The sequence below is a fragment of the Actinomadura sp. KC06 genome, assembly GCF_004348735.1.
In the GTDB taxonomy this organism is placed as follows: domain Bacteria; phylum Actinomycetota; class Actinomycetes; order Streptosporangiales; family Streptosporangiaceae; genus Spirillospora.
Genome location: NZ_SMKT01000237.1, coordinates 1 through 9618, shown reverse-complemented (window position 1 = coordinate 9618; position 9618 = coordinate 1). Strand labels below are relative to the sequence as shown.

General features: G+C 69.6%; 10 protein-coding genes and 1 riboswitch. Of the genes, 4 read left to right on the top strand and 6 right to left on the bottom strand.

What is annotated here, in order from left to right:
* The first annotated feature begins 172 nt into the window (after positions 1-172).
* Entirely contained in the window at positions 173-733 is a 561-nt protein-coding gene (locus E1287_RS39725; protein ID WP_131970716.1) for a hypothetical protein, read from the top strand.
* 11 nt (positions 734-744) lie between these two features.
* On the opposite strand, the gene E1287_RS39720 is transcribed toward E1287_RS39725, so the two are convergent.
* Positions 745-1197, bottom strand: a complete 453-nt coding sequence (locus E1287_RS39720) for a GNAT family N-acetyltransferase (RefSeq protein WP_131970718.1) — start codon at positions 1195-1197, stop codon at positions 745-747.
* Positions 1198-1352: 155 nt separating this feature from the next.
* On the opposite strand from E1287_RS39720, the gene E1287_RS39715 reads away from it, so the two are divergent.
* Positions 1353-1682: a WhiB family transcriptional regulator gene (locus E1287_RS39715; protein ID WP_131970715.1), complete on the top strand. Its 330-nt coding sequence runs from the start codon at positions 1353-1355 to the stop codon at positions 1680-1682.
* 77 nt (positions 1683-1759) lie between these two features.
* Positions 1760-2383 carry a rhomboid family intramembrane serine protease gene (locus E1287_RS39710; RefSeq protein ID WP_131970713.1) on the top strand — a complete coding sequence of 208 codons (624 nt, stop codon included), beginning with the start codon at positions 1760-1762 and terminating at the stop codon, positions 2381-2383.
* Here E1287_RS39710 and E1287_RS39705 read toward each other — a convergent pair.
* The 5 genes from E1287_RS39705 to E1287_RS39685 form a co-directional block, all read right to left on the bottom strand.
* On the bottom strand, positions 2370-3116 hold the full coding sequence (locus E1287_RS39705) for an SDR family oxidoreductase (RefSeq protein ID WP_131970711.1): 747 nt from the start codon (positions 3114-3116) through the stop codon (positions 2370-2372). The genes E1287_RS39710 and E1287_RS39705 overlap by 14 nt on opposite strands.
* Positions 3117-3180: 64 nt before the next feature.
* Positions 3181-4650: a hypothetical protein gene (locus E1287_RS39700; protein WP_131970709.1), complete on the bottom strand. Its 1470-nt coding sequence runs from the start codon at positions 4648-4650 to the stop codon at positions 3181-3183.
* Between the two features lie 73 nt (positions 4651-4723).
* Entirely contained in the window at positions 4724-5509 is a 786-nt protein-coding gene (locus tag E1287_RS39695) for a sporulation protein (protein WP_131970707.1), read from the bottom strand.
* Positions 5510-5662: 153 nt separating this feature from the next.
* Complete coding sequence (locus E1287_RS39690; RefSeq protein ID WP_131970705.1) at positions 5663-5989, bottom strand: multidrug efflux SMR transporter; 327 nt, start codon at positions 5987-5989, stop codon at positions 5663-5665.
* Between the two features lie 33 nt (positions 5990-6022).
* A riboswitch (guanidine-III (ykkC-III) riboswitch) is annotated at positions 6023-6085 on the bottom strand.
* Between the two features lie 39 nt (positions 6086-6124).
* Positions 6125-7462, bottom strand: a complete 1338-nt coding sequence (locus E1287_RS39685; RefSeq protein WP_131970703.1) for a UDP-glucose/GDP-mannose dehydrogenase family protein — start codon at positions 7460-7462, stop codon at positions 6125-6127.
* A 196-nt stretch (positions 7463-7658) separates the two neighbouring features.
* Between E1287_RS39685 and E1287_RS39680 the strand changes: the two genes are divergently transcribed.
* Positions 7659-9494, top strand: coding sequence for an acyl-CoA dehydrogenase (locus tag E1287_RS39680; RefSeq protein ID WP_131970701.1), 1836 nt, complete (start codon positions 7659-7661; stop codon positions 9492-9494).
* The last annotated feature ends 124 nt before the right edge of the window (positions 9495-9618 follow it).

Here is a 9618-nt window from a genome sequence, read left to right as displayed (position 1 = left end):
CCCTCCGCCTCTCCGGCGCCGAGGTCGTCCTCCCCGACCTCACCGACACCGAGACGGTCGTCCGGTCCATCCTCCGCGCCTGACGAACGCCAGCTGATTGCATAAACCGAATATTTGCCCTAAGAAACCCTTCTCGCCCTTCAAGAATTGATCTTGAGTTACGATTTTCCGTATGGAGCGAGAGGGTGCCCCTCAGTCCGACATTCCCGCCGGTTCGCGAGGTCGCAAGCTAAAGATCGCCGTCGAGATCAGCGCTATTTGCACCGCGGCGGCGAGCCTTCTGGTCGCGTTCACCCCGATCGGCGGGTCCGCCTACCGGTGGGCCTTCTCGGGCGAGGCGGCGCGCCCGGAGCGCAGCGCCCGCCCCGGGCCCGGCGCGCGTCCTGACCCGCTGGCCTGCCCATACGCCGACGCGGTGTGCCTGTGGTCGTCTCCCGACCGGAAGCCCTTCGTCTGGCGGCCCCGCGAGGGCAGGAAGCCGTTCTCGGACTACGACCCGGCCCGCGTCCCCGGGCTCACCGATCACCTGGCCGCCTTTGTCGCGAATGTTGATGCGTGCCTCATCGATACCGCAGGCGATCAAACTCGCGACTATCACAGCGTCATGCAGGTCCATGCCGTGGCGAAGAGAACAGGGTTTCTCACGGGTTATGGAATGCGCGCTGATCAGATAGCGCCGCCCGAGGTCTGCACCGGAAAAAGCAAGAAAATCTATGACCTGTGGCCGGAGTGAGCGCGGCGCGCTCAGGTGAGGTGGTACTTCATGCCCATGTGGGACGGGCGGAAGCCGATCTTCTGGTAGAAGCGCACGGCGTCGGGGCGCTGGCGGTCGGTGGTGAGCTGGACGACGCGGCAGCCGCGGGCGCGGGCCCGGTCGATGGCGAAGTTGATCAAATCCTGGCCGAGGCCGCGGCCGCGCTGGGAGGCGGCCACGCGGACGCCCTCGATCTGGGCGCGCTCGCTGCCGGTGTAGGTGAGGCCGGGGATGAACGTCAGCTGCAGCGTCCCGGCGATCTCGCCCGCGACCTCGGCGACGATCACGGAGTTGTTCGGGTCCTTCTCGATGGCGGTGAAGGCCGTGAAGTACGCGTCCGGAATCTCGTCCCCCGGTGTTTCGCGGGTGGCTCCCAGGGGATCGTCGGCCAGTAGCCGGACGATCTGGGGCAGATCGTCCGCCGTAGCCTCGCGGAAGGTCACTTCTTGATCACGCTGCACGCCTCACAGGCTATCCGGACGCTAACTTGCAACGTTCACGAACGTCTTGTAGTACTACACTTTGTAGTACTACGTTGAGTGGAGACCACCTCGGAGCCGAACTGCCGGTGGTCTCGTCGCCGCGCAGGGGAGATCCAATGCACCACATCGAGAACGAGGAACACTGGAGCGACCACGCCATCTGCCGCGGTGCCGATCCCGACCTGTTCTTCCCGATCGGCTACTCCGCGCCGGTGCTGAAGGCCCAGGAGGACGCCGCCAAGGCGATCTGCGCGAACTGCCCGGTGAAGGCCGAGTGCCTGGGCTGGGCGCTGCGCGTCGGCGAGCCCGACGGGATCTGGGGCGGGACGACGCCGGAGGAGCGCCGCTACCTGCGCCGGACGGCCGACGCCCCCGCGCGGCGGCCCCTTCCCGTCATCGTCGTACGCGGCGACGCGTCCGAGCCGGAACACGCGTCCGCCGCCTGACGAACAGCCCTCGGTGGCACGTTCCGGACGTTTCGCGCGTTGGCTGTACAGGGTCGTCCAGACTTACGGTGGCTGACATGAGCTATATCCCCGAGAAGCGGAGTTCCGACGGGCTCGCCAAGCACGGGACGCGCGCGCTGGCGTCCGCGGTCCTGATCGGCTCCGTGACCGCGGTGATGTGGGTGCTGGAGCTGTTCGACCACGCGTCCGACGGATGGCTCGACCGGTTCGGGATCCAGCCCCGGGACGTGAACGACCTGCCGGACATCTTCACCGCGCCGTTCATGCACGGCGGGCTCGGGCACCTGATGGCCAACACGGTGCCGTTCCTCGTCCTCGGGTTCATCGCGGCGGCGCGCGGCATCGCGAAGTTCCTGGTCGCGAGCCTGATCGTCATCGTGGTCGGCGGGCTCGGGGTGTGGTTCACCAGCTCCGCCAACACGCTCGGATCGAGCATCCTGATCTTCGGCTTCTTCGGCTACCTGGTGGGACGCGGGATCTTCGAGCGGCGGCTGGTCGACATCGCGATCGCGGTCGCCGTCGTCGCCGTCTACGGGACGATGCTGTTCGGCGTCATCCCCGGCGACCCCGGCATCTCGTGGCAGGGGCACCTGTTCGGGCTGATCGGCGGCGTGCTGGGCTCCTGGGTCCTGCGCCGCGGCACCGGCCGCGACGTCGGCGCCGGGGCTAGTTCGGCCTGACGGTGACCTCGGAGACGACGGCGTCGCGCGGCGTCTCCAGCGCCGACACCAGGACGCGCGCGACGGTGGCGGGGGCGGCGAAGTCGTCCTCGGCGTAGGGGTGGCCTTCCTGGGCGCGCACCTTCCGCTGCATGTCCGTGGCCGTCCGGCCCGGGTAGACGGTCGTGACGCGCAAGGACGGCTCCTCGGCACGAAGCGAATCGGCCAGCGCGCGCAGGCCGAACTTGCTCGCCGCGTACGCCGACCACTCCGGATTGGCGCGCAGCCCCGCGGTCGAGTTGACGAAGACGATGTGCCCCTCGGCGGCGCGCAGCGCGGGCAGCAGCAGCCGCGTCAGCTCCGCCGCGGACACCAGGTTGACCGACAGGTGCTGGATCCACTCGTCCGCCTCCGTGTCGGCGACGGGCGCGAGATGCACCATGCCCGCCGCATGGACGACGCCGTCCAGCCGCGGGGGAAGCCCGGACATCGCGAGGGACGCCTCGATGCGCAGCGGCTCCGTCAGGTCGACCGGGATCGTCGTGATGGACGGATCGCGCCGCGCCGAGGCGACCGCGTCCGGGCTGATGACCTGGGTGGCGGCGTGCGCGCCGCCGCGCAGCCGCCCGGCCAATTCGCCCAGCCGCTGCGGCGAGCGGGCGGTTAGGACGAGGTCATGTCCGCGCCTGCGCAGCAGCTCGGCGACCGCCGTCCCGATGCCGCCGGTCGCCCCCGTGATCAGATATGTGCCCATGCCGTCCCATTCTCGTGGATCCCCTGTCCGTGTGGACGCCCGGGGCGGCCCGCGGGTTCGGAGCTCAGTTCGGGTTGGACGCCGGCCGCAGCACGCGGGTGGCGCCGGCGATCAGGGCGGTCGCGAGCACCCAGCCCGTCGTGACCAGCGCGTACGCCACCCACCGCGACCAGCTCACCGCGTCGTAGGACAGCTGCTGCCCGAACGTGTCGAGCGGGATCAGCAGGTCGAGGGTGTAGATCAGGGCGTGGAACGCGGGCAGCTCGTTCGCCGGCTTGACCGGACGGGGCTCCTCGATGGAGAACACCGTCGTCCCGGTGGCGAGCAGGGCCGCGAACCAGGCGAACGCCAGCCAGGGACGGTAGCCGTACCCGACCGTCCAGTCGAGGAGATGGTTCCAGGCCTTCCCGACGGGGTTCAGGTGGCGGCGGCGGGCGCGGAGCTTGGCGAGCTGCACCTTGCGGGCGAGGTCGTCGTGGCCGATGCCGTGGTACCAGGAGGCGAGCTGCTCGTACGGCTGCAGGTGGAACTCGCGGTCACGGGACACCCAGCTCAGCCGGTCCTTGAACTCGCCGCCGCGCAGCGTCTCGTAGGTCATGCCGTTCAGGTACAGCTCGTCCGGCCAGACGGACGGATGGTCCATGATCAGCGCGATCCGGGAGTACGACAGCGACACCCGGCCCTTGATCTGCCCGTCCGTCCACAGGAGCAGCTCGTCGGCCTGCATGTGGCTCGCGTGCAGCGCCATCCTGGCGGGGTCGCCGGAGTCGAGGCGGCCCCGCGAGAACGACAGGATGCCGTTGAAGCGGGCGCTGCGCAGCCGGACGGTGCCGAGCGCGCTGAACCCGTTGCTGAACTCGGCGGTGTCCTCGACGACCATGTTCTGCGCGTCCAGCGCGAGGCGGCCGGGGTTGACGAGGGTCGTGCCCTCCATGAACAGCCCGCCGTTCATCCGGGCCCCGACGAACCGGACACCGCCGGTGATGGTGGCGTTCCGGATGAACGTGCCGACGTCCACGACGAGGCCGCCGCTGGACAGCGCCCGCCGCTCCGGGCCCGGCGCGGTGATCGTCGTCCCGTTCAGCCGGAGGCCGCCGCTGAGCTGCGCCCGGAACAGCCGGATCTCGCCGTCGATCTCCGATCCGGACATGCTGAGGAAGCCGTCCGCGCGGAGCCCGCCGCCGTCGAAGCCCGGTATCCGGCAGTCGTTGAACCGCAGCTGGCGGGTCTCGGCGTTGGAGAAGTCCGGTTCCTCGACGAACCGGCACGCGTCCAGCAGCAGCTCGTGCTCGACGGACCCGCCCGAGACGTCCAGGCGTCCCAGGATGTAGGCGCCGCGAAGGCGGACGGCCGCCACCGCGCCGGGACGCGTGTCGCCCGCGCCGAGCAGCAACCGGGTGATGATCTCGGCGCGGACCATCCGCTCGGGCAGCGGTCCTGCGGGACGGTCGTCGCCGAGCACGACCGTCGCGCCGGTGGGGAACGCGGCCCAGAGGCGCTGTTCCGCGGCGTTGAGTCCGGGGGGCTGGGGCACGGACACTCTTTCTACGCGGAGATCCCCTCCGCGATCAACGTCGCGGAGGGGATCCCGTAAGCGGCTGGACGGTCTAGAAGAAGCCGCGGCGGCGTCCGGCGTCCTTGAGGAAGCCGTCGAGCTGCTGCTCCCAGTTCGTCTGCTCGACGCTCGCGTAGTCGACGGTGAACCGGCTGAACGCGTCGCGCCCCTCGGTGAACGCGCCGCCCCGCTTGTCGAGCTCCAGCACGACCTCCATCGACTGCGGGTACGACACGAACGTCACCTCAAGCTGCTTGATGCCGCGCGCGTACGTGCTCGGAGGATAGAACTCGATCTCCTGGTAGAACGGCAGTTCCTGGTGGACGCCCCAGATGCGCCCCTTCTCGCAGTCGGCGTTGCGGAACTGGAAACCGAGGTTGGAGAACGCCGCGAGGATCCGCTCCTGCGCGGGCAGCGGGTGCACGGCGATCGGGTCGAGGTCGCCCGGGTCGATCGCGCCCGCGACCTCCAGCTCGGTCGCGAGACCGACCGTGGTGCCGCGCAGCGGCTGCCCGTACATGTGGGTGAGCGGAGCCTCCCAGGGGATGGCGAACTGGAACGGGATGCTGTGCCGGGCGCCGTCGTCCAGCTCGAAAGCACCTGCCACCGGCAGCTTGGCGTACTCCAGGTTGGACGTGTACTCGTTGTCGCCCGACTCGATCTCGACCCTGGTGCGCAGGGCGAGGTTCACCGACTTGATGTCGGAGTCGTGCTGGCCGCCGATGATGGTGATCTCGCCGGTGATGGCACCACCGGGCCTCGTGTTCGGGTCGTGCAGGGTCGTTTCGATCGACGGGCCGCCGATGCCCATCGCCTGCCGCAGCTTCTTGAAGACCAAGGTCCGTCCTCCCGTTTCGAGCGCTCCGGGCGCTCCCGTCCCATGCGTCCGGGCGCCCTCGTCCCTTAGACGCTGTTACGCCCATAGACGTTGTTACGGGAGATTACGTTCCTGGAAGCCTTCGTGACCTGCGAATGGCCGCGTTGACGGCCGTCAGTGGCCACCGCTTCCGGCGAGGTTGAGGCCGACGACGCCGATCAGGATGAACGCCAGCGCGGCGATCTTGAGCGCGGACACCTGGTCGCCGAGCAGGAGCATGCCGAGCGTCGCCGTCCCGACCGCGCCGATTCCGACCCACACCGCGTAGGCGGTGCCGACGTCGAGGTTCTTCAGCGCCAGGCTGAGCAGGCCGAAGCTGGTCACGGCGAAGGCGAGGAAGCCGATGGACGGCAGCGGCTCGGTGAAGCCCTTGCTGCCCTTCAGGCACAGGGCCATCGCGACCTCGAAGAGGCCGGCGGCGATGACGAGGATCCAGGCCATGATCACCCTCCCGGTGGGCGAGACGACTGCTGTCACGCGTCGTCTTGGCCTGCCGGGTACGACGCACCTCGTCCGGGAGGACCACGGGTCCTCACCAGCCCCAACGGCCCTGTGCCAGAGGACATTCCCGGGTGTTCAGGATCTGCCGAGCGCGCGGTACTCCCAGCCCGCCGATCTCCACTGCGCCGCGTCGAGGGCGTGCCGTCCGTCCACCATCCGTTTGTGCCGGACGACCTCCGCCAGCGCCTCCGGACGCACCTCGCGGAAGTCCGACCACTCGGTCAGCAGGACGACGACGTCGGCGTTCCCGGCCACGTCGAACGCGCTCTCGCCGTAGCGCAGCTCGGGGAACGCGCGGCGGGCGTTGTCGAGGGCCGCCGGGTCGTAGACGCGGACGTCGCCGCCGAGGCTGTGCATGGTGCGGGCCACGTCCAGCGCGGGAGCGTCGCGGACGTCGTCGGAGTTGGGCTTGAACGCGGCGCCCCACACGGCGATGCGCTTGCCCGTGACGTCGCCGCCGAGCACCTCGCCGACGAGGTCGACGGTGCGGGCGCGGCGCCGCCGGTTGATGTCGTCCACCTGGCGCAGGAACGACACGGCCTGCCCGACGCCGATCTCCTCGGCGCGGTGCGCGAACGCCCGGATGTCCTTGGGCAGGCAGCCGCCGCCGAAGCCGAGCCCGGGACGCAGGAACCTGCCGCCGATCCGGTCGTCGAGCGCGAGGGAGTCGGCGAGGTCCTTGACGTCGGCGCCGACGGCCTCGCACACCTCCGCCATCGCGTTGATGTAGGAGATCTTGGTGGCGAGGAAGGAGTTGGCGGCGACCTTGACGAGCTCGGCGGTGGCGAGGTCCGTGCGGATCACGGGGGTGCCGAGGTCGAGGACGGGCTTGTACGCGGCCCGCAGCCGCTCGTCCGCCCAGTCGGACGCGACGCCGAACACCAGCCGGTCGGGGCGCATCGAGTCGTCGACGGCGAAGCCCTCGCGGAGGAACTCGGGGTTCCACGCCAGCTCGACGTCGGCGCCCGCGGGAGCGAGGTCGTGGACGATGCCGGTGAGGCGCCGCGCCGTCCCGACCGGCACCGTCGACTTCCCGACGATGAGGGCGCGGCGGCGCAGCAGCGGGGCCAGGGAGCGGACGGCGGAGTCGATGTAGGTCAGATCGGCGGCGTCCGACCCGGGGAGCTGCGGCGTCCCGACGCAGAGGAAATGGACGTCGCCGAAGTCGGCCGCCTTCGCATAGGAGGTGGTGAACCGGAGCCGGCCCGAGTCGAGCGCCTTGGTGAGCAGCTCGGGCAGTCCGGGTTCGAAGAAGGGGACCTCGCCGGACGCCAGCCTGCCGATCTTGTGCCGGTCGACGTCCACGCCGAGGACCTCGAAGCCGAGCGCCGCCATGCAGATCGCGTGCGTGGCCCCGAGGTAGCCGGTCCCGATGACGGTCAGTCTCGGGACCTCCGCCTCCCTGTGTTTCATGTGCACCTCCTCTTTCTGCCGCGGGTGAACTGCTGTCGCGGGGGGTGGGGTGTGACCTTCACCTGATCTTCCCACCGAACTCCCGCGGGGTGTTCTGTATCGGTTACCAGCGGGTAGCATGGTGGTGAGTTACTGACCAGTACACGCAGCGGGACCGGTCGTCGCCGGGGCTCCGCGGGACCAGACGGAGGCTCGAATGGGGCACTACAAGAGCAACCTCCGCGACCTGGAGTTCAACCTCTTCGAGGTGTTCAGGCGCCAGGACCTCCTCGGCTCCGGCCCGTACGAGGACTTCGACGAGGACACCGCCCGCAGCGTCCTCGACGAGGTCGGCCGGCTGGCCGAGGGCCCGATCGCCGAGTCCTTCGAGGACGCCGACCGCCACCCGCCGGTGTTCGACCCCGCCACCGGCGCCGTCACCATGCCGGAGGGTTTCAAGAAGTCCTTCAAGGCCTGGATGGACGCCGAGTGGTACCGGCTCGACCTCGTCCCCGAGCTAGGCGGCAGCCGCGCCCCGCGCTCCCTGATCTGGGCGGTCGCGGAGCAGATCCTCGGCGCGAACCCGGCCGTCTACATGTTCGCGTCCGGCCCCGGCTTCGCGCGCATCCTGTGGCACATCGGCACGCCTGAGCAGAAGCGCTTCGCCGAGCTGGCCCTTGAGCGGCAGTGGGGCGCCACGATGGTGCTGACCGAGCCGGACGCCGGGTCGGACGTCGGCGCGGGCCGGGCCAAGGCCGTCCAGCAGCCGGACGGCACCTGGCACATCGAGGGCGTCAAGCGCTTCATCACCTCGGCCGAGCACGACATGGCGGAGAACATCTTCCACCTGGTGCTGGCCCGTCCGGAGGGGGCCGGTCCCGGCACCAAGGGGCTGTCGATGTTCCTCGTCCCCAAGTACCTGGTCGATCTGGAGACCGGGGAGCTGGGCGAGCGCAACGGCGTGTACGTGACGAACGTCGAGAAGAAGATGGGCCTCAAGGTCTCCACGACCTGCGAGCTGACCTTCGGCGAGAAGGAACCGGCGGTCGGGTACCTGGTCGGCGACGTCCACGAGGGCATCAAGCAGATGTTCCTCGTCATCGAGTACGCGCGGATGATGGTCGGGACGAAGGCCATCGCCACGCTGTCGACCGGCTACCTGAACGCGCTGGAGTACGCGAAGGAGCGCGTCCAGGGCGCGGACATGACGCAGATGACCGACAAGACCGCCCCGCGCGTGACGATCACCCACCACCCGGACGTCCGGCGCAGCCTCATGACGCAGAAGGCGTACGCGGAGGGCATGCGGGCGCTGGTGCTGCTCACCTCGTCCTACCAGGACGCCGTGCAGATCGCCGAGTACGAGGGCCGCAAGGACGAGACCGCCGAGAAGGTCAACGACCTGCTGCTGCCGATCGTGAAGGGCTTCGGGTCCGAGCGGGCGTACGCGCTGCTCGGCGCCGAGTCGCTGCAGACGCTCGGCGGGTCCGGCTTCCTGCAGGACTACCCCGTCGAGCAGTACATCCGCGACTCCAAGATCGACACCCTGTACGAGGGCACCACCGCGATCCAGGGCCAGGACCTGTTCTTCCGCAAGATCCTCCGGGACAACGGCGAGGCGCTGAAGGTGCTCTCCGGGGAGATCAGGGCGTTCGCGGGCTCCGACGCCGGCAACGGGCGGCTCAAGAACGAGCGGGCGCTGCTCGGCCGGGCGCTGGACGACGTGCAGGGCATCATCGACCCGATGGTCGGGTGGGCGCTCGGCTCGATGGAGAACCCGAAGGAGCTGTACAAGATCGGGCTCAACACGTCCCGGCTGCTGCTCGCGCTCGGCGACCTCATCGTCGGCTGGCTGCTCTGCCGCCAGGCCGAGATCGCGCTCACCGCGCTCAGCGGCGGAGACGTCTCCGAATCGGACGAGGCGTTCTACACGGGCAAGGTCGCGGCCGCGCAGTTCTTCTGCCGGACCGTCCTGCCGCGGCTGGCGTCCGAGCGCGCCATCGCCGAGGCCACCGATCTGGACGTGATGGAGCTGCCCGAAGCCGCTTTCTGACCGTTCTGACCGTTCTCGACCCTCTGATCGTTTCGCAGGGCGGGCCCTCGCTGGGGTGTTGGCGGGGGCCCGCCGCGTGTCGCTACTGTGGGCGCGACCGTCCCCGCCCGGCCTGTCTCTTATA

Bases quoted from the DNA above. Each gene is read 5' to 3' on its own strand.
- E1287_RS39725 (WP_131970716.1), top strand. From the start codon at position 173: ATGGAGCGAGAGGGTGCCCCTCAGTCCGACATTCCCGCCGGTTCGCGA.
- E1287_RS39715 (WP_131970715.1), top strand. From the start codon at position 1,353: ATGCACCACATCGAGAACGAGGAACACTGGAGCGACCACGCCATCTGC.
- E1287_RS39710 (WP_131970713.1), top strand. From the start codon at position 1,760: ATGAGCTATATCCCCGAGAAGCGGAGTTCCGACGGGCTCGCCAAGCAC.
- E1287_RS39705 (WP_131970711.1), bottom strand. From the start codon at position 3,116: ATGGGCACATATCTGATCACGGGGGCGACCGGCGGCATCGGGACGGCG.
- E1287_RS39690 (WP_131970705.1), bottom strand. From the start codon at position 5,989: ATGGCCTGGATCCTCGTCATCGCCGCCGGCCTCTTCGAGGTCGCGATG.
- E1287_RS39685 (WP_131970703.1), bottom strand. From the start codon at position 7,462: ATGAAACACAGGGAGGCGGAGGTCCCGAGACTGACCGTCATCGGGACC.
- E1287_RS39680 (WP_131970701.1), top strand. From the start codon at position 7,659: ATGGGGCACTACAAGAGCAACCTCCGCGACCTGGAGTTCAACCTCTTC.